25 protein-coding genes are annotated in these 25,474 nt (G+C 34.2%); 1 reads left to right on the top strand and 24 read right to left on the bottom strand.

Annotation, left to right across the window (positions count from 1 at the left end; genetic code table 11):
- Positions 1 to 76: 76 nt before the first annotated feature.
- From EG240_RS05900 to EG240_RS05865, 10 genes are all read right to left on the bottom strand, one after another.
- Complete coding sequence (locus EG240_RS05900; RefSeq protein WP_125018446.1) at positions 77 to 421, bottom strand: hypothetical protein; 345 nt, start codon at positions 419 to 421, stop codon at positions 77 to 79.
- Between the two features lie 112 nt (positions 422 to 533).
- Positions 534 to 1,205 carry a formyltransferase family protein gene (locus EG240_RS05895; RefSeq protein WP_125018444.1) on the bottom strand — a complete coding sequence of 224 codons (672 nt, stop codon included), beginning with the start codon at positions 1,203 to 1,205 and terminating at the stop codon, positions 534 to 536.
- Positions 1,195 to 1,545: a hypothetical protein gene (locus tag EG240_RS16660; RefSeq protein WP_397337530.1), complete on the bottom strand. Its 351-nt coding sequence runs from the start codon at positions 1,543 to 1,545 to the stop codon at positions 1,195 to 1,197. Before EG240_RS16660 ends, EG240_RS05895 begins: the two co-directional genes overlap by 11 nt.
- 80 nt (positions 1,546 to 1,625) lie before the next feature.
- Positions 1,626 to 2,321 carry a hypothetical protein gene (locus EG240_RS16655; protein WP_203229287.1) on the bottom strand — a complete coding sequence of 232 codons (696 nt, stop codon included), beginning with the start codon at positions 2,319 to 2,321 and terminating at the stop codon, positions 1,626 to 1,628.
- On the bottom strand, positions 2,318 to 2,446 hold the full coding sequence (locus EG240_RS16940) for a hypothetical protein (RefSeq protein WP_262674601.1): 129 nt from the start codon (positions 2,444 to 2,446) through the stop codon (positions 2,318 to 2,320). Before EG240_RS16940 ends, EG240_RS16655 begins: the two co-directional genes overlap by 4 nt.
- 178 nt (positions 2,447 to 2,624) lie before the next feature.
- On the bottom strand, positions 2,625 to 4,874 hold the full coding sequence (locus EG240_RS05885; RefSeq protein ID WP_125018442.1) for a pyocin knob domain-containing protein: 2,250 nt from the start codon (positions 4,872 to 4,874) through the stop codon (positions 2,625 to 2,627).
- Between the two features lie 20 nt (positions 4,875 to 4,894).
- Positions 4,895 to 5,617 carry a hypothetical protein gene (locus tag EG240_RS05880; protein ID WP_125018440.1) on the bottom strand — a complete coding sequence of 241 codons (723 nt, stop codon included), beginning with the start codon at positions 5,615 to 5,617 and terminating at the stop codon, positions 4,895 to 4,897.
- Between the two features lie 4 nt (positions 5,618 to 5,621).
- Positions 5,622 to 6,410: a hypothetical protein gene (locus EG240_RS05875; protein WP_125018438.1), complete on the bottom strand. Its 789-nt coding sequence runs from the start codon at positions 6,408 to 6,410 to the stop codon at positions 5,622 to 5,624.
- Between the two features lie 74 nt (positions 6,411 to 6,484).
- Positions 6,485 to 8,473: a hypothetical protein gene (locus EG240_RS05870; RefSeq protein ID WP_125018436.1), complete on the bottom strand. Its 1,989-nt coding sequence runs from the start codon at positions 8,471 to 8,473 to the stop codon at positions 6,485 to 6,487.
- Positions 8,473 to 10,671: a hypothetical protein gene (locus EG240_RS05865; protein WP_125018434.1), complete on the bottom strand. Its 2,199-nt coding sequence runs from the start codon at positions 10,669 to 10,671 to the stop codon at positions 8,473 to 8,475. The genes EG240_RS05870 and EG240_RS05865 overlap by 1 nt, the downstream gene beginning before the upstream one ends.
- 142 nt (positions 10,672 to 10,813) lie before the next feature.
- On the opposite strand from EG240_RS05865, the gene EG240_RS05860 reads away from it, so the two are divergent.
- Complete coding sequence (locus EG240_RS05860) at positions 10,814 to 11,302, top strand: lipocalin-like domain-containing protein (protein ID WP_125018432.1); 489 nt, start codon at positions 10,814 to 10,816, stop codon at positions 11,300 to 11,302.
- A gap of 33 nt (positions 11,303 to 11,335) precedes the next feature.
- Here the strand turns inward: EG240_RS05860 and EG240_RS05855 are convergent, their stop codons facing one another.
- From EG240_RS05855 to EG240_RS05790, 14 genes are all read right to left on the bottom strand, one after another.
- Entirely contained in the window at positions 11,336 to 15,304 is a 3,969-nt protein-coding gene (locus EG240_RS05855) for a tape measure protein (RefSeq protein WP_125018430.1), read from the bottom strand.
- Between the two features lies 1 nt (position 15,305).
- Entirely contained in the window at positions 15,306 to 15,902 is a 597-nt protein-coding gene (locus EG240_RS05850) for a hypothetical protein (protein WP_125018428.1), read from the bottom strand.
- Entirely contained in the window at positions 15,899 to 16,366 is a 468-nt protein-coding gene (locus EG240_RS05845) for a hypothetical protein (protein WP_125018426.1), read from the bottom strand. Before EG240_RS05845 ends, EG240_RS05850 begins: the two co-directional genes overlap by 4 nt.
- Before the next feature lie 150 nt (positions 16,367 to 16,516).
- Entirely contained in the window at positions 16,517 to 17,395 is an 879-nt protein-coding gene (locus tag EG240_RS05840; RefSeq protein ID WP_125018424.1) for a hypothetical protein, read from the bottom strand.
- Between the two features lie 2 nt (positions 17,396 to 17,397).
- Positions 17,398 to 17,901: a hypothetical protein gene (locus tag EG240_RS05835; protein WP_125018422.1), complete on the bottom strand. Its 504-nt coding sequence runs from the start codon at positions 17,899 to 17,901 to the stop codon at positions 17,398 to 17,400.
- Entirely contained in the window at positions 17,895 to 18,476 is a 582-nt protein-coding gene (locus EG240_RS05830) for a hypothetical protein (RefSeq protein ID WP_125018420.1), read from the bottom strand. The genes EG240_RS05835 and EG240_RS05830 overlap by 7 nt, the downstream gene beginning before the upstream one ends.
- The gene (locus tag EG240_RS05825) at positions 18,476 to 19,768 is read right to left on the bottom strand and encodes a major capsid protein (RefSeq protein ID WP_125018418.1); all 1,293 of its coding nucleotides are present in this window, start codon (positions 19,766 to 19,768) and stop codon (positions 18,476 to 18,478) included. The genes EG240_RS05830 and EG240_RS05825 overlap by 1 nt, the downstream gene beginning before the upstream one ends.
- Positions 19,769 to 19,775: 7 nt before the next feature.
- Positions 19,776 to 20,162 (bottom strand): hypothetical protein, encoded by a 387-nt coding sequence (locus EG240_RS05820; protein WP_125018415.1) that lies wholly within the window; start codon positions 20,160 to 20,162, stop codon positions 19,776 to 19,778.
- A gap of 18 nt (positions 20,163 to 20,180) precedes the next feature.
- Entirely contained in the window at positions 20,181 to 20,768 is a 588-nt protein-coding gene (locus tag EG240_RS05815) for a hypothetical protein (protein ID WP_125018413.1), read from the bottom strand.
- A gap of 193 nt (positions 20,769 to 20,961) precedes the next feature.
- On the bottom strand, positions 20,962 to 21,369 hold the full coding sequence (locus EG240_RS05810; protein WP_125018411.1) for a hypothetical protein: 408 nt from the start codon (positions 21,367 to 21,369) through the stop codon (positions 20,962 to 20,964).
- Between the two features lie 59 nt (positions 21,370 to 21,428).
- On the bottom strand, positions 21,429 to 22,853 hold the full coding sequence (locus tag EG240_RS05805; protein WP_125018409.1) for a phage portal protein: 1,425 nt from the start codon (positions 22,851 to 22,853) through the stop codon (positions 21,429 to 21,431).
- 3 nt (positions 22,854 to 22,856) lie between these two features.
- On the bottom strand, positions 22,857 to 24,302 hold the full coding sequence (locus EG240_RS05800; RefSeq protein WP_125018407.1) for a phage terminase large subunit: 1,446 nt from the start codon (positions 24,300 to 24,302) through the stop codon (positions 22,857 to 22,859).
- 1 nt (position 24,303) lies between these two features.
- The gene (locus EG240_RS05795; RefSeq protein ID WP_125018405.1) at positions 24,304 to 24,855 is read right to left on the bottom strand and encodes a terminase small subunit; all 552 of its coding nucleotides are present in this window, start codon (positions 24,853 to 24,855) and stop codon (positions 24,304 to 24,306) included.
- A gap of 188 nt (positions 24,856 to 25,043) precedes the next feature.
- Positions 25,044 to 25,418 carry a hypothetical protein gene (locus EG240_RS05790; RefSeq protein WP_125018403.1) on the bottom strand — a complete coding sequence of 125 codons (375 nt, stop codon included), beginning with the start codon at positions 25,416 to 25,418 and terminating at the stop codon, positions 25,044 to 25,046.
- Between the last annotated feature and the right edge of the window lie 56 nt (positions 25,419 to 25,474).

The raw sequence follows: 25,474 nt of genomic DNA, 5'->3' as shown, positions 1-25,474 counted from the left end.
TTGCTTTTTGGGTGTTGACTTATTGACCAACAAAAAAAGCCACCGAATTGGTGGCTTATACTACAATAAAATTTATTTAGTTAATGTTTTTTAAAAAATGTCCTATTTTTATCTGCTTGAATAATTCTTCAATACTTTTATTATTAAAAGATGCACTAGGAATGACACATAATTTTTCATTACAATGTAGCTTAATATCTTTTAAAACTTCATAAAAGGTATCTATTGTATTCGCCATAAATTTTGATGTAATTTCATAACCAAAAGGTTTTCGTTTAGTTATAAAAAAAATAAAATTGTCAATACCACAAATGTCTTTATAGTCTATCGTGTGTACATTTATTTCATAATAAATATGTTTGTCCACTGTAAGAAGCATCTGATATTCAAACTCTTCTAAATTTCTGTTTTTAATTATCATAAATTGTTTTTTTTGGTGTTTTGTAATAAAATTATAAAAAAAATTAAACAATACTGTAAATTTCATCAAATTTAACAGACTAAAAACAAACTACAGTTTGATAACTTACTTATTATTTACAAACAGAAAACTGCTCAATCATCAATAAATCTGGCTTAAAGACGTCTTTTACATCTGTTGAAGGTTCGAATGTACTAAACTCTTTTTCTTGTGGTTTACGAATGAAAACACCTTGGTTAATATCATTAAGCGTTTTCTTAAACAAACGTAATCCAATATTTTGAAGTTCTGATTCCCATAATCGCTTGGCTGCTTTTTTGGGCTCTAATCCATACAATTTCGGATTTACAAAGCAAAACTCTTGAGAGGCAATATCCCCACGATCAATTCCTCCATTTAACCAAAAAACCGTTCCTCCGGTAATAGCATCTCGCATTCTGATTGCCCACTCAATAGAGGATTTCCCTCGGTGTCTTGGAAGTAGACTCGGATGATAACCAATCCAACCTAAACGAGCTTTATATCTTGAACGCTTTCCGATGTAATCAAACGAGTGCGCCGTAATTCCTAAATCAACTCCTTCTGGCATGGAATCATAATTTAATGTTCCGGAAGGTATAATTGGTATTTTGTTTATACTTGCCAACTTTCCAATGTATTTATCATCTATTGGGCAACATATACCAACTACCTCAATAAAATTTAATTGTAAACAAAGCCGAAGTACTTCCATACCAAAATACTTCTGACCACTTATGAATATTTTTAACTTATCATTTTTCATTTCCTAAATATTTAAAACTTTGGACGGCTCGAAAGTGACCGCCATAACCGCAGCCTGAAATTGTTCCTTTTCCGGTTTTAGTTATACTCGCGTTACTTCTTGATTTATTCGCACCAAAAAGTATTGCGTTTGTTTGAATCCACTTATCACTAAATCGTAAATAACCTGCTAATTGTGGATGTGAGGTGTGAAAAAACGTCGGGAATTTTTGCCCTTTCCTTCCGTTTCCCTCTAAATGGTATTGCATGATTTCATTTAAAAATCGAGTTCCAACTCCTGCACCTTGCCATTCAGGCATTGTAACTAATCGAGTTGCGCGATATGCTTTAGCCGTAAACATTGGACAAACTGCAACGTGACAAACCAGTTCCCCGTTTATCGTTCCTACAAAGTATTCGGCTGCGGGTGGATGGGGTAAATCTAAATAATAATGCTCTTTAAATAGTTTCCAGTAACTTCCACTGACCTTCCAAATGTCAAGTTTGATTTTTGGTCTAGATCCGATTTCCGTTTTTTTTTTAATTCACCGGTATTCACATTATAAATCCAATCGGGTTGCAACCACTCAGCAACATCGTAATGACAGCTCAGTAAAACTGCTTTCTTTCCTTTGTTTTTTCTCCAGGCTTTAGCAAAAGCTAACGCCCCAATTTTAGCAATCTGTCTATCAACTACAGAGGTAAACTCATCCACTACAACCTCGCCTGGAGCCTCAGTAACCAAACGTGCTAATCCCGCTCGAAATTGCTGCCCGTTAGATAAAGCGTGAAAAGGTCTAAGCCAACTTGGAACATCGCCCAAACCAACAGAAGCCAACGCCCCGGTTACTTCGTTGAAATCTCCGTTTGGTGCAATACAATCAACAATGGGTTTATCAAAATCCCAATTCTTATATAGGTCGTAAATTCTATTCTCCCCGAAGATTTGCTTACCTATTGACGTTTTTCCTGAGCCTGAGGTTCCAACTATAAGTCCTAAATTCCAATCTAGATTGTCAATATCTATATTTGCTTCTAGTTTAAAACTACTACCGTCCTCGGCGTTAAACAATGATTTTACGCGTTGTGCTCTGTAACTTTCAAAGTCTTTTGTACTATTATTTATTTTGATTATCATGTTGTTACTATTCTTAATTTAAATCCTTTTTCTTTTAATTCTTCAAATACTTTTATTTGTTCCTCCTCTGTTTCACAAATCACAATAACTCCGTATTGTGGTTTATAACTAAATTGCTTTGCCACTTTGTAATTCTGTTTTATTAAGTTTATCTTTGTTATTCTCACGCTTAAAAACATAGAAAACCCGCAAACCCCAGAAGACTTATGTCCTCCAGAGGCTTGCGGGCTTGTGTTTAAAAATAGCGTGAGAAACTTTTTTAAATTCTGGAGGACTTTTTATACTTCATCCTCCACGAAGTTTCTACACCATATCCAAGCATTCAAACTCAGCGTAAAATATAGTAGATGAGCTACTTCTTAATGTTAATCTAAACGGCTGTTTGATTGATTTGTCTTCGAAATCCAAAAACATTTTATTTGTAGCCGTCGAGTAAACATCTGTAGATGTCAACTTAACTTGTGGAACAATTGCTGTAATTTCTGCTTGAAGAATATCAATAATTTCCGGTGGTAAACTGAAGAGCTTAACAATCGAATTTACACTAACAACATCTGTATTCGCAATAGTTGCATTCTTTAACGTAATTGAAACAATTAAATTTCTATTACGCACATAAGCAACAGCATTTTCAACTGTAACTTCAGGAATCAATGTCAAAATCTCGGTAAACTCAGAAGACATTATCAGCGGATAAGTGTTACCTGTATTCTGCAGGTTGTCAATCTTTAATTTCTGTTTAATTACATTAGTTTCTAGAGTAGTTAAATTAGACGGAATGTTATCTAAACTTCGATTAGCTTTAGTTCCTAATTGTCTTACATTTACAGCATCGTTATTTTCTACACCTTCAGGAATAACCACTTGTTTAACGAACGTCCACTTATCTAAAGCTATTTTTTCTCCTCCGATTTCTTGGTCACCGCTTAATCTTACTGCCTCATCAACAACCGAATCCCATTCATTTTGGCTTTCTATAGTTGGCAAACTATAACCTTGTACGAATGTTATATTAAAAGTTCCCGAATCAGTAATTGTAGATACTCCAGTCGTAAAACCATCTGGTAATGAAATTGAAACCGAGTTAACTGTTCCAGCACCAATTTTATTTCTAACGGCTAATTTTTCTGCTACACTTAAATCAGAAACTACATTTGATAAACGAATATTTGATTTACCATCCAAAGCACTTGATAAACTTGGAATATCAGATATTTCAAGAGTAATTACCCCTTGACTGTTTGGAACTTTTCCATTTACCTCTTTAACAACGCCAACTAAAAGAGTGTTCAATGGAACTGAAACTGTTGTGTTATTTTCAAACGTAAAAACAAGATTATTACCGCTTAAAACAACGTTCTTAATTAAGCTTTCAATTGGTAAGTCAACCTCAATATTTGGCGAATTTTGCTTGAAAAAGGTAATTTTATGGTTAGCAGCGTTGTAAGTTACATTGTTTACGAAACCATCCAAATCTTCAATATCAAGCTTTGGGGCTAATAAATCGTTGACTTGATTTTTAGTGTACGTTTGTGAGGCTGGAAGATAGTTAGCTTGAACCCATTCTCTATCTGCAATTATTCTGTGAATCCATTCAGCCGTTTCAGTATTTTTAGTAGCATATCTTAAAACTTCTGCTTGACCATGTCTAACATAAATAGCTCTTTTTTGTTTTGTACCACCATTATGACCAAATACAATACCGTCAATAAAGGCATTTTCAACAGTATGAAAACCATTTAGTACTCCAATTGGTAATGCGTCTGAAAAAGAACCTAATTTACCATAAATATTACCCAACAATAAATCTATAGATGAATTCTTTAAATTATTCATTTGAACACTTCCGCCACCACCTGATAGATTAAGTTGACCAGGTTCAGGACCTAAACTCAATACTTGAGCTAAAGGAATATCAGATGTTAACGCTACGGTTTTCCAAGGAAACCATTGGCTACCCGCATAATTTCTATTATATATTTTATTATTAACATGGTCTGTAATTCTTTGGTAAACCATTCCTGCTGAAGATGTAACTTCAAGTTGTAACGCTTTGTTTGTAGGACAATTTAAAAAAGTAGTAACTATTGAATTTGCACCTTGAGTATAGATACCTGTTTCATTATAAGTATTCAAATCTGCATTTTCAAGAATGATACCTTTAGTCATCATCTGTTTAGTAATCGAAGCAACATATACTGGGTCGGTCTCAGTTTTTAAATAACCCGCCTGAGCATGATTTCCATAACCATGTGCTGTAACACCTTTAGCTATATCATTCTTAACATCCTGTGCTAGTTCGTGAGTGTGACCGTTTTCTGTTGTTAAATTGGTCGATGTCTTCGAAATAGTTTCGGGTACAACCTCAAATGCAGCCGCAAGATTTAAGTCCTCAATAATCTGAGTACCTGTTCGCTTTTTAAGTTCTTTTGTAGTTTCGTCGTATGTCACGATAGAACCAGTACCATTTTTAACTTCCTTGATTTTTGCCGAACCCGAAACTTCGAGGTCGCCATTTACATAGTGTATCGGTTTTAGAATTTCTTCTGGCATAATTTATTGTTTTAAATTGATTATAAAATTTTGAAAATATCCACCTGATAATCGTCTTTTTGCGGTGGCTCTTTAAGTGAAATAACAATTGTGTTTTCGTCGGTTGGTTTGGATGCGCAATGGACTGTAATTCCATCGCTGAGTCGTGTTACACGAATCAATACATCAATTGAATTAAGTTGGTGCGGAATCTCAAAATAAGTACTTGTATCATCGCCAATGATTACCGTTTCTTTACCTGACTTTGAATCCACATAAGCTTTGTCAACTAAACTTCTATCGTTGTAGTTTCCAGAAAAATCAGCTTGATAATTCAAAACACCTTCTACAGTCCCACCTTCTTTGCTCAGAAAATCAGACGGATTCAAGTTCAGTGTATTCCAGATATAACCGACATCACCATTTTTCAATCGAATCATCAGATTGTTCGCATCTTCATTCAAAACAAACAGATGACGAATCAAATCCTCATTTCCGTACTCAATAGTATCTCTTGATGTAAGAACTCTCAGGATACGATTATTTCGAGCCAATAAATCCGACATTAAAGAATCTATGAACCAAGCACCACCTTCTGTATTACTTCCGTTTTTGTTTGCTTTGTTAGCGACATCTACAACAGAAGGAATTTCTGGAATCGTTGGATTCTTTGGGTCTGTTTGATTTACTGAAGGCCCAGAAACAGAATTAACTATATTACCATCGATTTGTTCTTGTGAGATTTTACTTGTTTCATTTCCCATGGAATCAATGTTTATAGTTTACCGTGATTTTCATCCCTACCCTAAACTCATATTCGATTGTCTTTTTGTCGATAATCAGAATATTTTCAACGACTGAAATTCCAGCGTTATTCAAAAGCTGACCGTTACAAAACACAAATAGAAACTCGTTTTCAGATGGGGTACTTTCTAATTCAAAAACAACATTTTCTGAATCTAAATGTTCCTGAGAAATTCTGAATACTTCGGATTTTGGAGTTAAAGGTGTGATTGCACTAAAATCATAAACGCTTATTTCACATCTATTTCTAAGCGATGAATATTTAAAACTTAAAATCTCATTAGGCTTAATACTATAATCGGAACCGCTGGATAGGAAAAAAGGAATTGTTATCCCTGGGATACTTAATAAATTATGCTTTATAACTATCAACTCAGAGCTACCGTTACGCAAAAATCCATTTAATCCATCAGTTGGTTCGCTCCTGCCAAATCCTTTTATATTAGGAATCGTTACACCCCAAGAATTTCTGTTTGTAATAAGATTAATTGATGTATTATCTCTATTAAAAATTAAATTGGAAGATGGTAAAAGCTCAATATCTTTCCAAGAATTAGAAATTGTTGGCGGCGGAATTAAATTTTGTGTTTGTAACAAAACTTTTCCCGTTTCATTACCATTACTCGCCGCAACGTAAACGTCCTCACCTGATAAATCAGGGAGCTCGTGTATTTTTTTGGATGATGATCGAATTGAATTTACCGCCTTTGTAAGCTCTTCAACCTTTTTTATAAGCGTATCGATTAATGACATAAAAAAAGAGATTTAATCTAATATCATTAAATCTCTTTCGTAATTAAAGAAAAGGGTCTTTGAGTTATTGACCACTAATATTGAATAAATCCATCTGAGTTATTTTCAATTAAACCAGGTATGTTTGTTACTGGGTTTTCGATTATAATTTCATTTGAGTTCATACTTGAATTGAATATAAATCCATTCTTAATTAATTGAGCTGTTACCTTATATAAATTAGTGCTTCCTAAAGTTTCTTTAGTAAATTCTGCATTTTTCGAATAACCTACCCCATCAATAAAAATAGTATCAACCGAAAGTGCAATTTTCACTTTACGCCAAAGCTCAAGCGGTAAAGGCATTAAATCAAACTCCGTTATTTCATAAACTTTTGAGTCTAACAAATACGTATTTGTATCGGTATTGTAGTTTTCACTTGAATCAGAATCCACTGCCTTAGTCTTATTGTAAGGGATTCTTAATAAATGTTGGATTTCAGTTGAATAAATCACATTTGTATTGGTTGAATTATAATAACGAATTTCAATATGATTATCTAAATCTTCCTGAGAAGTAATACTCTCTGAAATCCAATTGTAATTACCAAAATTAGGATCTGAATTTTTAATTTCAATTTGAACTTTTGCATTTGGGTAATAACTAAAATCTAAATCAAATTCGTAAACTTCATATTCTTGAAGATTATATACACTTGAGGCAATTACCTCTTCAGTAAATTCAATCATAAATCCGTCAAAAATCAAAACCTCAGCATTTACATTCTCATCAAAACCAATCGAATTTATTTGATAAAATGCTCCATCAATATTGATAAAGTTTCCGAGTTTAGCCCAAATTGGAAGAGAGCCGTTCAGCGCGTAGTTTTGTTCAGGTGTATTTGTATCATAATTTAAAATACTCCCCGATTCAAAGTAAATTCCGAATTGAAAATTTGTTATTTTATATTTCTTAACACCTGACATCTTCTGTTTTAACCCAATGTTATTTGTTTTTTTTGTAACAGCTAATTGCGTTATAGAATTTGTTTCCAAATCCATAACAAAAACTTCAACTCCTTGAAAGTTTGATTTAAACTGTGTTGTAACAACATCTGTATTTAAAAATCTTTGTTCAAAACAATAATTAATAGCATTTGTGCTTTGGTTAAAAAATTGGTTTTCATCGTTTAAATAATTACCGCTAGGTTCTTTAAATCTAAATGAGTTTTCCTTTGATATAAAAACATAAGGTTTTGCCCCGTAGCTATTTTCTAAAACAGAAAACGTTTTACTTTTCGAGCAACCTAAATGGTCTTTTACATACAAAGTGTAATTACCAATATCTAAACCGCTGAAAACATTTGAGGCTTGCCAATTAGTATTGTCTAAAGAAAATTGAAGGTTTAGCCCACCAAAATTCGCAATAGTTGCAGTAGCCGTTGCCCCAAAAGGAGAATTAAAAACAGATATTTGAGGCTCGTTTAATAAAGGTGGGATATTTATATTTCGTAATCTAGATAAGTTATTTCTAACTGCTTTAAATATGATCTGAACGCCTCTTATTGCGGTGAATTCAATAGTAGAACTATTAACAGCATTACATAATAAACCTCTACAATATGAAGTCATTACTAGGGTTGTTTGTACCCTAACTTTTACTTGTGAACAGGCAACAAAATCCGATGCCAAAAAAGCAACTGATTTAATCTCAAATATTTCAAATGGAACAGCAATAATTTCGCTTTCAAAAATTGGCAACTTAGTAATTGGGTTAAACGAAATTACGTCCGAAATGACCAATTTAGGATCTAATATTGCAATCTTTACTCTTGAATCTTGAAGAACCTCGGATTTAAAAACAAGAGGTAAATCCAAATTGATTGCTCGTGATAAATTAGCCATAGTAAGCTCAACCCTATCGCTAATAGCAACATGATTAGGCTTCATTCTACTTTTTACGAAATAAAAATCGTGAACCGTTCTTATTTCAGAACTAGAATCTGTAAGTAGAATTTGAAAATAACTATTTTCAACAATTGAATCTATTGGATTTAATATTAATTCAGTTAGTTGTTCTTCCATTATTTATTATATTTTAAAAGTTCCCACTGCCCAACCCCATTTGGTTTTAAAGACAATAAATATCCTTTTTCGATTTCATTATTTTCACTTATAAATTCAATTAGACCATAAACATTTAGAAGTTCCTTACCAAGAATTATCGATTTGCCTTCGACCATTTTTAAAATTTCGTCTGTACAAACGTGATTAAATTTTACAATCTCAGGAACAAATCTTGAGCGTTCTAAATTGCTATTGACTAAACTTCCGTTTTCTTTGTAAATGGTTTTCAAATTACTATTTCCAGAACTGCTGGCATATTTCACTTTATCGGCTGGGTATTTAGCCAAACCGCCCCCAAAATACCAAGAATGTCTAAGTAAATTGTTGAAAGGCGAAATTCTTAAATTGAAAGCCGTTTCTGGAGAATAAATTCCCAAAGGTGCATTTTGAAAATCATCTTGCCACAAACGCACAGTATAATTATTAGTTGGGCCAATCGCTTTTGCGTCTAAGAAATAAACGTTTTGATCGTAGTTTGTGTCCTCTGTTGAATAGTTTGAAAAAGGTTTTCTTCTGGTAAACTCAACCCCTGTTGAATCAGCATTGTACTTTGATAATGCGCTATATGTATTGCTTAATCTGTGAATACAAGTTGTGTAACTATTTTTTAAATTATATTCATCAAGACCTTGTGCCTCTTCATAGCTTCCACCTTTTTCGAAACCAAAATCCAATAAACTATAATATCTCGAGCTATCAACCGAACGCTTAACATTCTTAACCTGGAATGGTAATCTAATTGTCGTATTACGGTTGTAGAAGTATTTCAAATCCTCAATAACTATAATTTCTCTCTGACCATTTCTTTCTATTCCCATCCCAAGATTAGCAACAGCAAAAAATGAGGACATAAAATCCTTAAAAGAAGTAGTAAGCGGTTTATATCTATTATCCTCAGGATTTTCATTTTGTTCCAAGCTTTTATCAAAACCTCTAATCCAAAAACCATGGGTGATTAATAAGTTTTTAAAGTTTCCTGATAATAGAATCTCTGAACGTAAAACATTCTTTCTATTTGTAGTTATTTCAATTAATCTTTCAGCTAGGTGAAAAGGTCTGACCGCCTTTGTTATTGTTTTGTCAAAATGAGAATCCTCAGTAATTACGATTCTTCCTTTTGAAAATTTATACCAAAAATCAGCTTTTACATTACCAGTTCCCCCACCACTAATTAAGTCAGCTCGGAGCAACACTTCTAAACCTAAGCTTTCATTTTGATTTAAAACAATTTCCCTATAATGATTAACCGTTTGAACTCCCCCATAATTCCCCCCATAAATTGGCGGGGTGTTATTTTCTGAATGAGCTAACCATAAATCAATTCTCTCTAAAACCGTGTAATTACTACCATCGCCGTAACGCACTAATGTAATATTTGCGTGTCCCCAATCAACTGATCCGTAAATTGAATAACACTGAAAAATTAAATCTTTTATTGACACTTGAAACTCCCTGGGCCTATTTACTGGAGTCAACAGCATAAAGGATGTAACCCCGTTAGTATATGTACCAGTGACGCCAGAAAATGTGGTGCCGGCTTCATCGTGTGATTTCTTAATTAATTTTGTTCCAATTCCCCCAGAAATAGTGCGTGTGTTTCCATCCCTACTTTCAACACGTAATTCTTGATAGTAATTCATAGGCTCAACCTCCCAAATTGATTCTAAAAATATACGTCTACCCGCAATTTCAACCTCAACCGTTTGAAGTTCCTCAATAGGTTTTTCATCTATTGTATCTCTACGGTCAATTTCAACTTGGTCACCTTCCCTAGACTTTAAAATACTTTCTAAACCTCCAGAATTAAACTTGCAAGAAACTTGATTGTTTTCAATTTCATAAGTTGATAAATCAAGATATCCACTATAAGATTGCTCCCAAACATCAGTAATTGAGTTCTTAGATTCTTTTACTAAACGTAAATCGGCATTAATCCCTAAAGTATCATAAACCAATTTTATAAAATCTTTAGCGTCTTTGGTAAATTTTAAGCTATTTGAAAGCGTTGTGAAAATCCCATGATAGGTTTTATTTCGGGAAAACTCTTTTTCGTCTTCATCCCAACCTATTGGATCAGTAATTGAAATTGTTCCGTAAGTATTGTTATGAAGTGTATAACGAACTCTATCGCTATATTCGGTTAAAATATTCGCCATTTTAAAAAAAGATACTTTTATCTAATTTATTGTTTACGAATTGAAATGCTACCTGGAAAAAGGATTAGTTATTGACCAAAAAAATTGCATAACTTAACTTTAGTCTTATTTTTGTAAAAATTTTAAATTAAATTTCAATAAAATGAAAAACTTAAAAATAATTCTTTTAGCATTAACATTAGGATTAACAACTTTAACTTCGTGCTCAAGCGATGATAACTCTTCAGACAATCAAGTTCAGCCACAACCTCAAAATGAATTATTAGGGAAATGGGATCTTGAAAAAGTAGATATGAAAATGGTAATTGATGGGGAAATTATGATGGACGAAAAAGATGTCCCAGTTAAACAAACAGGATTAATAAATCAATATGAGTTTTTTGCTGATAATACTATGAAGTATTACATTTATAATCCAGCTTCAGGTACGACTCCAGCAACTGAAGAATCTGGGGAGGGTACTTATGTTAGAAATGGTGACCAATTAACATTTACAATCACTAACGGAAATACTTTCACAATAGAATTATTAGATTCAAATAACTTGCACTTGAATATTTTTCAGGAGGAAACAGTGGAAGGAGTTAATTATATTATGGACATGACCCAAAAATTTGTAAAACTGAAATAAAATATTAAAACCACCCACTCGGGTGGTTTTCTTTTACCAATTCTTTTGCTTTTCCAACCAAAACTGGTGTGCAAAATCAAACTTTGGAATGTTAACCGTGGTTGACATATTTTTTCTTTTTAGAATATCTTGAAGCACGATAATCTCCTTTTCCAAACTTGAATAATCATTCACTGCTAATGAATGGTAGGCCTCAAACGTCAATTTATCTTTATAAATATCATTATTGATTTTGTTTCGTCTTGACTTACGATATAAATCTAGTGATGCGTGAACCGTATCTCCTTCTAAAAGCTTTACAAGCGTATCCCTTTTAGGTGTTAGTTCGGCAGAACCATCTTTATGCTCGATAACCTCGTGAACTCCACCATCACCGACAATTGCTATTTCTTCGGGTCCACCTTTACGACCTGTTTTATATTTGGGTATTGGAGTGGCTAAAACGGTTGCTGTTTGAATTGCGCCTGCAATTGCGGCCATAAGTGTGAAAGGCATACCACCGGTTAAAGGAAACTCAGCCATTGCTTTCATAATTGCTTGCGCTGTACTCATTCCAATATCCGCAATAGCCATAGCCTTATTAAAAACCGCTTGCTTATGTTGTTCTTTTCGTTTTTTAGCCTCTAATTTTTCGCGTGCCGCCTCTTGCATAATCCTTAAGCGTTCTTGCTCATCTGCATCTCCCTTAGCATTTTCAATTTGGCCTTCATAGTATTCATCACTTCTCTCAATATCCTCATCAATCCTTTGAATACGATTATCAAAAATAGCGTTGGTTAAATCAACTAAAGCGTTCTTAATATTCATCCCCATTTCAATGAATTTTTGCTCAAGCTCTTTGGCTTTTTCTAAAGATTCAACATGAGTTTGATTATTGAATTCACGAACTGAATTTCCAAGCTCTACTTGTTTGTCGAGCATTTCCTGAGTAACGGTTCCTTTGGCTTTTTCGTTCTCGATGATTTGATTATATACAGCCAATTCATCCTCAAGGTTTTTTAATAAGTATTTACGTTTGATTTCGTAAACTGCCTTCTCATAACTTTCTACATCGGTTAAATTGTTACCGATACTAAGGGCATTTATTTCTCCAGATTCATCATTAAAATTTTTAGAGTTGGAAGATTTGACTTGTTCCTGAATTTTTTTCTTAACCTGTTCAACTTCAAATTTCACATTATCCTCTAAACCCTTTTGATTGTCTTTTCTTAGTTTGTCTTGAGCGGTGTAATACTTTTCAAGAATTAAAAGTTCTTCATTGGTTATATCAGCTTTTAAACTAATATTATTCAGCATATCAGAAATTTCTTGTTCCGTAAATGCCATTTTTTCTTTTTGAAAGGAACGAGAAAGAGTTAACTGCTTTTCAACATTCATCTTTAACAATTCTTCCTCTAATTGAAAACTTGTCATCAAAGCATCATAACGCTCATCGGAAGTATTCTTTTCATTGGACGCCTCAGCTTTTAAAATTTCAGCCTCGGTCTGTGTCTTGAAGATTAATAAATCAATTTCTGCTTCATAAGATTCCTTCAATTTTTTAAGGCGGTCGTCCTCGTTTTTTTCGGCCTCTCTTAAAGCCTTTTCCCTTGTGGCTTTAGCTTTTCTTTCGGCGGCTTCTCTTTTCTTACTTTCTTCGTCGGTTTCTAAACTACTAGGCTTATTTAAGAATTTTTGTAAATCTTCTACGGTAGTTTCTTTACCGGTTGTATTTGTAAATCCTTTTGATTTTGCTTTCTTATAAAGTTCATCAATCAAATCATTTCGCTCTTTAATTGAGTTCAGAAATTGCTCTTGCTCCTCAGAATTTAATCCAGTTTCTTTTCGAAATTGTTCATTTAATTCAATTTCTTGTTCAACTATCCTGCTTTTTTCATCCGCTATATCAGAATATGCTTTGATTGCAGATTTCAATTTTTTAATCTGTAACTGGTCGTAGGCACTTAAGTTTTTTCTTGCCGCATCTTGAATGTCACCAGCTAAATCCGTGGCGTTCTCTTCAGTCACTTCAAAGCCAAGCTCATATTTAATATTTATTTTTTGCAATTTTTTTTGTAATTCTAAACGTAATACAGCTTCAGTTCTAAAAGCTGCGTCTCTTTCTTTTTGTAATTTTTCCAAATTTTCAACCTGAAGCTGTAACTTAATACGATCCCTATATTGATCGTTAACTAAACTTAGAGTTTTACGAAGATTATCATTCGAATAATCTTCTTTCTCGATAAATGAAATAAAGTTTGGGTATTCACGTTTAAGTTTTTCAATCAATTCAAATCTTGTTGAGTTATCCTCATTTAACGTAGTGATTTTATTTAACAAACTATTAAGCTCTAACTGCTCATTATATATTTCATCGCTCAACTGCGATTTAGCATTTACAGTATCTAAAATTTGATTTGTCCAATCAAAAAACATCATTCCAGCTTGAGTAATTACCCCTTGCCCTTGATTCAAATTATCAACAAATTCTGTCCATTTATTTGAGGCTCTATTTTGTGCTGCAGCTAAAGTTTCAACTCTTTGAACTTGGTCCGCGCCAATAGCTTTTTCGTAAGCAATGGCAAATTTTGGTAAAACATCCGCCGCCAATACTTCTCCATTCTCAAGCATTTTTCCAAGTTCCATAGTCGAAACACCTAACGCCTTGGCCATAACCTCAAACGCTCCTGGTAATCTTTCGCCTAATTGACCACGTAATTCTTCAGATTGAACTGTTCCTTTAGATAACATTTGAGAAAGTGCCAAAAATGCCCCCTCTTGTTGTTCAACCGAAAGTCCCAAAGTAGAAGATGATTTAGATACCTTTTCAAAAATTAATTGCATATCACTAAAGGCCAACTTACCCTCCTCAACTGAAGTTTTAGCCGAGGCAAAGTAGTTCTTATACGCATTTGTCGTGGTCATTAATTCCAAACCGTATTGTTCTGTAATTCTAGTAAGAAATTCCTTGTTTTTAGAATAAATTTCCTCGGTTTCGGATAGCATTCTCAATGCTATTTCTTGAGCCTGAATTTGCTTTGTTGTTTCGTAAATTGACTTTCCAAGCATAACAGCCCCGGTAATTCCGCCCACAATTCCAAAGGCTCCCATTAGGTTCGAAAGTCCACTAAAAGCAGTTCTATAATTTCCGACTGTTTTTCCAAAATCTCCAGCCGCTTGGTCAGCTTTACGAACCTTTTTATCAAGAACATCAAACGCTCTTTGCGCTTTTTTAATTTCGGCTGTGGATGCTTTCTCAGACGCAATCAAATCAAGAAGTTTTTTCTTAGCCTCAGTTCGTTGGGCGTTTAACTTTTGATAAGCTCCAATAAGCCCCATTTTCTCCAATACGGCTTGCTTTTCTGCCTTGTTGGCTAATTGTTGCTGAACACGCTCTTCCATTGTTAAGGTGGTTGAACGTTTCTTTTGGTTTGCTTCAGCATTTTCAAGATTAATTAAATCTCTTTTTAATTTAGCTTGTTCACGCTCTGTTTTGATTAATTCCTGCTTTACACGCTCCAACTCCCTTTCATTAGAAATTGCAGTTTGGGCTTGTTGCTTATTTAGGCGTTCGTTTTCTAAAGCTAAACGAGCTAATTCCTTCTCAGTTTTAATTCGCTCTTGCTTAATACGTTCGATTTCTTTTTCTGCTTGGGCTTCTCTTTGTGCCTGGGACATTGAAAGCTTTATATTCTCTTGAGCAATTTTAAGTAGTTCTCGCTCTGTTTTAAGCTTTTCTTTTCTGATTCTTTCAAGAGCTCTTTCTGCTTGCTCCATTTCTTTAATAGAGTTTAGAATATCTCGGTTTGCTTGAGCCTCTTTAGCTTTTTCTTGTTTATAATCATGATTCGATTCAGCTTTCCGATAAGCCTTAGAAACATCTAATAGAGTTTTAAATTGCCTGATTAATTCATCATTGGCTTGAATTGCCTCATCAACGTTTTTTCGATATTCTTTTCCAAACGAAAGTGCCTCATCGGTAATGATGTCTTTTCGTGTAATTACTCCGTCACCTGATGCCATACTATTTGTTTTTTAGTTTGTTTATACTTTCCTCTTGGGCTTTTACTTTCTGCTTTGTTTGTTTGATTAAAGCAGCGTAGGCTGTACAACTAAGCGCATTAAAATCAAAGGAAACACCCGTTATCATAGCAATGGCCGCAAGTGTATCATCAATAGAATCGAATTTGGTTTCCTCTTTTTTAGGTAATTGATCGCGGAGCTTTTCAATAGACTTATTGATTAACCTAGCCTTACTTTCAGCACGCTCCAAGTCTTTAAAATAATAATCAGTTCGATTGGTTCTGATAGTAACATTTAATAATTCAGATAAAGCCAACATAACCGAATTGTTTGCCTCAAATCTTAGAATCTCAATTCCACACATTGCCGTTTTTAATTTAGCCTCTAAATGCGAAATCTCTTTTAATATCATAAAATTTCTAGATGAGTTATCCTCCCCGTTAAGTTGTTGAAATTCGTCCGAAAGCTTATCAAACAAAATTTGAAGTTCTTCATTAGAAACATCTTCATCCACTGTAGCCAGTAAACTAAGGTTTCCAGTTTCTTGAATCTTAATAAATATTTTTATGGGTAGATAATCTAAAGTATTGTAAATCATATTTGAAGTGTATTTCTAATATTTTTTAATAAAAAAGGGAGAATGCCGTTTATCACAATCTCCCTTAAATCTTTATCCGAAAGCCCGAAAATAGCCTCTGTTCCCCAAGTATCTAGAATCTCATGTGTCTTTGGGGCCTTTGAAAAGATTTTAAAAGCATCACCTTGAACTTCTAAATAAAAACCTTTGAAGAAGTCTCCAGTATCTTGAGCGGTGTAAGGTGTTCCAGCTTTTTTAATATCCTTTCGCTTTCCCGCAAAATAATCATGCGCCGTGATTGCCTCAGTTGCTTTGGAGTAAAGCCCAATTGTCTTCTGATAAACGTCTTTTCCTTTTCCTAATTGGTCCTGGTTCTTTTGTATGATTTCTTTTTGAAGTTGCTTGATGATTCCAAATAACACAGACTCAATTTTACTCGTTTCTATTTTCTTGGCTAGGCTTAGTGCTTGTTTTAATGTTGCCATAGGTTGCAATCTTATAGGCTTTCTTTAATTCCGATTCTCTGTTTTCCTCTGGGATATTTTTAAAGATTTCTAAGTTGGAATATTGCTCTTTAAAATCTGCAAAGGACATCGTAATGCCCTCTGCAAATGTTATCCCTTTATACTTACGCATTAGGTAATAGTAACCTTTAATGGCCCAGTACTTTCGTAGTGCTGATTATCAATCGAAACAACCCCAACTAATAAAACTGTGTGCCCAGTAGTAAAAGCAGTCCCAGTTAAAGTGTAAATCCCTTGAGAATCGGCTTCAACGAAAGTTGTTGTTACTAAAGCCCCCACCGCACTTCTTACCTCTAAATCTCCACTTTTTAAAGTTGATATCAACTCATCACCTGCCCCACAGCCTGTTCTAACTTTTATCTTGATTTGGGTAGCAGAAGCAGAAACTAATTCTAAATGCGCGTCAAAAATTCCGAATAACTCCAAATGCGACCAATTCGTTTTGAAATCGGCTCCAGCGTTTTCTCTTTCGTTAAAGTCCTTGTAGTTAACCGTTACAACAGCATTCTGTGGCATTTCACCTGTTGAGTCTTGTAAACGCCCAATATTTAAAGTTGTTGTTTGTCCTTTTACCGAACCATCTTCGCCGATGATACCTTTTACTCCTGGATCATTGGTAAATTCAAAAATCTGACCTTCTTGCCCGTCAAATGATTTTAAGGCAAAGTATGAGCATAAACTCAAGATTGAACGAAATGTTCTAATCTTTTTCCCCTTTGATGTTTCAATTCTAATGTTTTCACCTTCCCAATAAGTTGGCTCTGTATCGGCAACTGCATATTCCTCAGCGTCGTACAATGGGAATAATTTCTTTTGTGCAATTGCCTCATTCCATTTTTCAATATCTTTTGCATCTTCCACAGATGCGAACTTGAATCCTGGAATACCGTAAGCAAACTTTACAGTTTTACCTAAGACACATTGCTTTTTTGCTCCAGTATTTCTAAAGCCCGTTTTGTTTTCGTGACACTCCACATATGGTCTGTTCATACTTAACAATTATTAATTTTATATTTTATTTTACCTGTGACTGAAAAAATGTGATATGGCTGCATATCACTTAGTTTTATTTTTGAAGTGTCAAACTCTTTTAAGGCATCTAAACCTTTTGTGAGCTCGCTGATTTCAAATTGAGTGGTTTGCTTTAATGTTGAAAGGACCTCATGTTGAACTAAAGCGTCTAGTCTTGTATTGTTGTTTCCTTTTAGCTTAACTAAATTCACTATGAAAACAACTGATAAATCGGTCTGCATTTCTAATGAATTTGCCTTAGTGTGCTCATCCGAGTCAACAAAAAACACCGTAACAGATTTTAAATCACTGGTAAGAATTTCTTTATATTCTCCATTACCGATATAAACTTCTGGAACTAATTTCCCATCCTTAGTAACATTTTTATAGGCCCTACCGAACATTTCAACACCTAGCCAACCAAGATTTTTTAAAAGGTGCCTTCTAATTTTTTCGATTTCAATATCGATTCCATATTCTACCATACTGAATCACCAATTATCTCAATTTGTTTCGGGAATATTTTCTTTTGGGCATTCTTTAGCGCAGTATAAAACTTAGAATTTAAACCCTCAGAAATACAATGCCCGTTATCGTTTTTAACCCCTTCAAGTTCCATCTTTAGCATTTGGAAACTTAACTTTGAATTACGTTCTACTGCATTACTACGATTAGAGGAGACAAGTAATTCAATAGATTTAATCGCTAATAAATAGCCTAACGGCTCATCAAATAACGATTGATATTTTTCTATCTCAGAGTCGTAATCCTTATCAAAATCATAGTCTTTGTGTTGATCAAGCACCTTATTTAATACTTCAATTGAAGCTTCCTTAAGCATTGAATATAAGGTTTTATTGAATTCAGACTCGCCCGTTTTATTTTCGTCTATCGTAAAAAATAGGTTCTCTACCGTGGCTAATTGATGAAATGAATTAACATACCTTCCAGAAGTAGCAGTTTGGTTATCTTCTGAAATCTCAACAGAAAATAAAGAGTCAGTTGGAACACTCCAACCGACTCTTTTACTTATTAATATTTTGCTACTTTCAGAATACATTACGTCGCTAGTGTTATATTAGCCTCAAATACCGTAATTTGTTCTTCGTTGAACTTATTGATGATTGTTGCTAATGCTGAATCCTTAGTTGCAACAGTTACCGTAGAAGTTGGGTTTACAATCTTAACTGCTGCCACTACAGAAGCTTTAGTGTAATTTTTACCATCATAAGTAAAGTTTGCATCGTCCTCCGTTTGAGTGTCCTCAACATTGGCAATCTTAGTATCAAGTAATGAGATAAATGCGCCATTATCAATTACCGGCAAACACAAAGCCTCCGATGAAGTCCACTCCGAAAAAGGTTTGTTCTCTGACCATTTTTTAACCATGATATAAGAACCAGCCTTTTGATAAGATATTGATGGATTTTTACGCGTTTCCTCTGCTAAAGTTCCGTAAACTAAACGCCCTACTTTTTCACTTTGTAGGAATGTAATGATTCCAGATTCCCAAGGAGTTAAAGTTGTTCTTATTCCATTTTTCTCTGAAATAACCGTACGATCAACAGTAATCACCTTTAACTTAAAGTTTAAAGAAATAAAGTTCAACAACTGCTCTTCACTTAAAGTGGGAACAACCCCCCCTTCGGCAACAATACCCTTAACAAATGCAAAATGATTTTTTACTTGTTCATTTTCACGCAAATAACCCAACGTGGTATCATCTAACATAATAACCTTGTAAGAAATCCCCTCAGACTTAGCCGCTTTTAAAACTCTATTGATATCATCAACAACTTTGGCCGTTGGATCACTCCAAGGCTTCGAGGCGTTATGTTTACGTTTATCCTGAAAACCAAAATCAACTCGAATACCTAAACCAACATTATCTTTATCCTCTAATAAAGTTTGCCCTGTTGATAAGGCCTGTAAAAACATATATTCATTGTTTTCATGAATACCCAGAATTGATTTTTTAACTTGTTCAAAAACCTTTTTCACGATATTAACCATTTCAAACCCTTTGGCAATCATAGTATCGATATCGGATAATTGCTTTTCTGTAAGCTTAAACATCATACCTTGCTTTGGAATATCTCCAGATGCAGTTGATAAAGAATCTTGTTTTTTCAATGCCAGTTCAGAATCCATGGCAACGATATCGGCCTTAACAATGGACCCGTTATAAGTTGAACTTCCCCATTTCAAATCTGCAGAATGCTCTTCTGAAAGCATTTTTTTATGAAGATACTCTTGCTCTTCATTTTCTAATTTTCCGTTAGTAAAAACAGATAATCTCCCAACGATTCTACCGAACCAGTCTTTTAGATGTATAAAAATTGATTTTTCCATTTACTGATTATTCTTTAATGAAACGAATTAATGGCAATGCCGATTTGATTGCCGTTGTTGGTGGGTATAAAGACGCAGCCTCATTCACTGTACCTCTAACACAAACACCAACAAAAGGCTTTTTAGTTTCCACTGTTGAAATTACAACCCCAACTACTGAGTGACTTGCAGGTAGTGCAGCATAGGCTGCACCACTAACGGGCATAGGTTTGTAATTCCCCGTTGCATCTTCTTTGATTACCACATGACCCGCCGGAATAACCTCAGGGGTAAAGTTGGCGGTATCTAACGTGCGCCCACCAATTACGGTTTCAAAAACTCTTGGTACGACGATCGTATCGTTACTAGAATCAAAACCGTGCTTTTGATTGTTTAATGAAGCTACTACTCCCATTTCTTAATGTTTTTTAATTTATAAATTGCCCATAACAGCATCCAATTCAGCATCCGATACCGAACCCCCCGCCTCCGTTGCTCTAAATGGGGCACCCGCATAATCACTTGAGTCAACAATCGATTGTTTTAATTCGGTGTATTCTGCTTCTAAAGAAGAAATTTCAGTCGCTAAATCTTCAGCATCTAAATTCACACGTTTCATCCAAGATTGTTTTTGATTTTCCGGGAGTCCTTTTAAAACTTCAGATTTAGAGAAAAGGTCCGCAACAGTTGTTACTTTTGATTTTGTGATTTCACCTTTTTCGATAGCTTCAACCTTTTGAAGTAATGACTTCGCCCACTCAGGGGTTTCATCTGTTGGAGGAGTTGGCGGTGTACCTGGTGGATTTGGTTCGCCTTCACCCTCACCGGCTTTCTTTTGATTGGCTTCCAAAGTTCTGATTCTGTCGTCCTCTTTAGCAATAGCCTCAAAGTCCATAAAATCATTGGCTTGATTAACCACATCATCAATGGCTGTTTCATCTGCATCGTCTGCAACTTTTGATTCAAGTTTAGCCGCAATAGCGTCTATCCTTTTTTGAGATAAGTTAGCCTTAGGAAACAAAGCCTTAAGTCTACCTGCAATCTTTTGTTTTTTGCTCATATTAGATACTGTTATATTAATTATGATTTGTATCTAATTTAAGTGAGTGTGTCTTTGGGGCAAAAAAAAAGCCGGTCGAGTTATTGACCAGCTATGAAGACATAAAAAAACCACCCAGATTTGGGTGGTATTTATATTATTTAAAAATTTAGTCTTACATATTACTAATAATGACAGATAATCTCGCAATCTGTTCAGCCGTCATATTGTCTTTTATCTTTTCAAATTTGGCTTTCAAGTCTTGAGCCCTTTCTAATAAGGCAGGAGCTTCAGCTATAACAGTTATATCTCCTTCACTAATTCTCTCTTTATAGTCATTGTACTGGTTGACGGTTTTTTCATACTCGTTTAATAAAGTATCAATATCATTAACATCGGTATTACTGTCTAAATTTGAATCCTCTGAGCTAACCTCCTCTTCGCTTTCACTTTCATTTTCAGTATCGGCTACCGTATTATATATATTTCCTAAACTTTCCCCTTCCTTAGTATTACAACTCACAAAAGTAATTGCCATAATTACAAAAGATAATAAAACTGAAAATAATTTAAATTTTTGCATAAATTTCTAACGTATAAATATTTGATATAAATCTACAAACTAAACTTATTGTACGCTTATTATTTAACAGATTTAACTTCCTTTTTTAAATCATTAATTTCCCTTTTTAAAACATTAACTTCTTTCCCCTTGTCCTCAACCATATCTAAGTAGTTAACCGCAGTTTCTTTACTCATAACGCCGCCTTGTACGGCAGTTGTTGCAATTTCAACCGCCTCTTTTAAATCATTTGGGAGAATTGAATTAAACTGAACAGAAACCAACAACTCTTGCTTTGAAAGTTTCGTATTTAGAGTACTTTTAATTCCTGAACCAATGATATTTAAACAGCGTTCAATCATTGTTCTGTTATCACCTTCATTCATCTTAGCCTTTATAATCGCATCCAAGAACATCAATTTTAAAGCAACTCCAGACATGGAACCAAGACCTTTTAAATTATCGAAAGCGATATCGGGTGTTGAGCTCATGGCGTGAATTAATGAATATAATTTCTCAAGTTCAAGTTTAACAGATTCAGCAGCATTATTAGCCGTTAAGAACTCAGCATCTCCGTGAATTGTTTTTCCGCTTGTGTCGTCAACCTCTTTCATTGGGAAGCGCAGCGTTTTCCCATCGTCATTTCGGTCCGGCATATTGACTAACTCTCCATAAAGCTTAAGTAAAGGATAACCCGCATAGTCATTCGAGCCACCAAGCTTTGAAAGCGCAACTTCGAATCGATCAATGATTGTTTTTACATCTTCCCACTCTGGTAAATCTTGTTGTAAATATAGAACTGGAATTCTATCAAATCCGTGAGGTTTACTTTCTCTTTGAGAATAAACGTTTTCAATGGAATTATCAATTACGATTCTGTTTTTATCAGTGTAAATCCAAATATTATCTACTTCTTTATTTTCAATCTTAGTTTTAAATCTCCAAACAAACTGAATCATATTTCCGACATTATCGAAAATAGGGTACATTCTACCGTCTTTGTTTGTTTTTAAAGTAGATTTGATTCGCTTCTTCTCAGAAGTAAATATTTTAGTAATCCAACCTTTATCGCTTGGAATATCCTCAATGTGAAATATCAAACAGCATTCTAATTCGGATTTCTTTCTCTTTAAAGCCTCTTGAAGTTTATTATCTAATCTGTTTAATTTCCAAGTTTGCTTTACCGCCTCGTATAATTCATTCTTATCATCGGCTATCAAAGTAACCGGCTCGCCTAATTCAAAAGCTACTGCCGTACTCACAATTTTTTTTGCAAAAGGAATAGACAAACGAATTGCCGTAACGTTTTTAGTCTTTTCGCCACTCCCAACAATCTTATCCTTTTGGATATTTCCAACTTGTGACGGCCTTAAATTACGTTCGCTTTTATTAAACTCCCTGTTCAATTCTTCCCAAGAAGTTATATCGGTTCTTGGCATTTGATTTGACTCAATAAAACCAATTGCCTTTTGAGTGTCTTTTTTTATTAACTCAACTAAATCCATTTTCTAATAGTTTATACCTAATTCATTAAGAGATTGAGTGGTTTGGTGTAAGGTTAACGGGTTATTATAAGCCATGTGGGCGTATCTTCCTGAATCCCACATATGGTTGAATTTATCTATTGGTTGGTTTATTGGAATACCATTTACTTCTTTAAATCGGTAGTTTTGTTGTTCTATTTTGGCAAACTTTCCAAGTTTCTCATTGCGAATTACTAAATGAATTTTCTTCTTTTTCATCGATCCAATCCAGAAAACAACCCCTTTGTTTTTGGAAACCTTTCGAATAGAATATCCCTTCTTTTTAAGAGCTCGGACCATTTCAACAGTTCCTTTGTTCTCCCCAGTATATTTATCAGATGAATCTGCAGTAATCGGGACATCCTTTTCAACTCCAAGAGAAACAAGTACCGTATCTAAATCGTCGGGGTGGTCAATAGGTTCATAAAGCAATAACTCAATCCAGATATTGTGTTCATCTTCTCCAAACCCCGTTAAGGCGGTTGGATCGTTTGTAAAACCAAAATCAAGACCGTAAGTCCGAGCTATATCTTCGGGCCAATCGGTAATATAGGAAACGTTATCAAAGATAATTCCGGTCATTGCCCCACGTAATCCTAAACCATAAACCTTCCAAAAGAATTCGTTCGCTGTTCCTTGTCGGGTGTTCTTTGGGTGTGCCGGTGGTTGGTTGCAGTCAGATATCGGCTCAAGTTTGCCAGTTTTCTTATTGTAACATTTGATAATATCATCTTCTACAACATAAGAACCAGGAAGCCAAGGCTCAGAAGCTAAAATCTCAATCTTCTGCCCGATTGGAATATGTGGGTTACCTCTAAAGGTTGATCGTAAATGACCAACATCGTCACGAGTGATTACTTCATTAAATACCCAGTGCTCAGTTACTGAAGGGTTAAAATCGGCAATCCAAAACTTATTACAACGCATGGTTAAGTTTTTGAAAACCTGCTGATCAATCGTTAGCATCTCATTGAAGTACAAATAATCGGAAGTTGCTCCGTGTACCTTACTTGGTTGGTCCGCACCCATGAAGTTGATTTGGTTCTTACCTATGTAAAACGATTGAACGTCTTTAGCGGTTTCAAATGGATTAGGTAAACCAAATTCTCGAAGTATCTTTTTAAAGTCTAGATATAGCGTTGTTTTAAACTCGTTATAGGTTTCACGAACGATATTGATTACACAAGTTTGCTCTACGTGTAAACAGATATATAAAATGAAGTATAAGCTGGAGTAAGTTTTTCCGCTTCTTGCGCCCCCTTCTAAAACAACACCTTTTGAACCTTTTACTAAGTTTTCATTTACATAGGTTTGCTCTTCAAATTGTTTCTTTAAAAAGCGGTAGTTATCGTTTACTTCATTGGGTAAAACATTTAACTCTTCAATTTTAAGTAGTTGTTCTAATTCAATGATTTCTTGATCGGTTAGCATATTACTTTTTCAATTTTGAGGTTAATTTATCTAATCGGATTTGTCTATCGTCTGGTTGGAATATGTTTGTGGCCTTTTGTTTGTTGTCTAGCTCATACCCGCCTAAGTGCTTCATTAGCTTTTCAACTCCGGCAAGTTTATCGTAGTGCTTTACTTTTTTAGTTAGTGTTTCCGGTTGCTCATCATTAAAGCTTGGAATTTCTTGAACCTCAAAAGACTGAATACACATTCTCACTTTCTTTGGCATTTTATGAATTGGTAAAAGGGTTCCGTTTTCATCGTACATTGCAGCTGGATCAAAACGAATAATATCAGCGAGTACAATTAGTACCTCGTCTAATGTTGCTTTGTTTCTTTCAATAGCTTCTTTTTGAAGTTGTTCTATCCTTGCCCTAACCTTATCCTCGCTTGAAAGCAGTGAAGCCTTTGAGTGTATAGTTTCGGCTTTCATGTTAGAACATGAGTAAGCCTCTCGATAAGCTGCAGATTTATCTCCTAAACGTAAATACGCTTGGCAGAATATTTCTTGCTTAATTGTGAGAGGTTTGCTCATGAATAACTATTAACTAAAACTATATGAAAAAAAAATTACCATATCTAAAATAGAATATGGTAATGATATAATGTAGTAATTGATGTTTGAGTTATTGACCGAAAAAATTAAATCAATTTATATTTGGTTCTTTTATCTTATTTCATGTCCAAGAAGCAAGACGAAAGCTTAGTTATTAGCGGTAGTTTTTATTTAATTACCACTTGAATTATATCAGTTTCAATTTTTCTAGGAAATAAAATACTATATATAAACATAAATGGATGAACTTTTTTCATTATTAAAGTTTCTGGATTATTTATAGAGATTTTGAGATTTGTTGGTTTAGCTAAATTAAACTCAAATACTTGAACAGCTTTTTTACCTCCAATATAATCTTGTTTTCGTAAACCAAAAATATCTTTAGATTTTAGAGTTATTTTTTGATTTGTATCTAAATCTATTAATTCTATGTTTAGTTCTTCAAGATTTTTTATATACCAACCCCCGGTAAAGTAAATTTGGTAAAACCCAAAACCTAATTGAAATTCGAAAGATTTATCTTTTAAATAAAATTGTTTCATTTGTGCACATTTATGGGTAAAATTACCGCTAACATTTTTTTTGCCGAAACGAATAA

The organism is Paenimyroides tangerinum (genome assembly GCF_003865405.1).
GTDB lineage: Bacteria > Bacteroidota > Bacteroidia > Flavobacteriales > Flavobacteriaceae > Flavobacterium > Flavobacterium tangerinum.
This window is presented reverse-complemented; position numbering and strand designations above follow the sequence as displayed.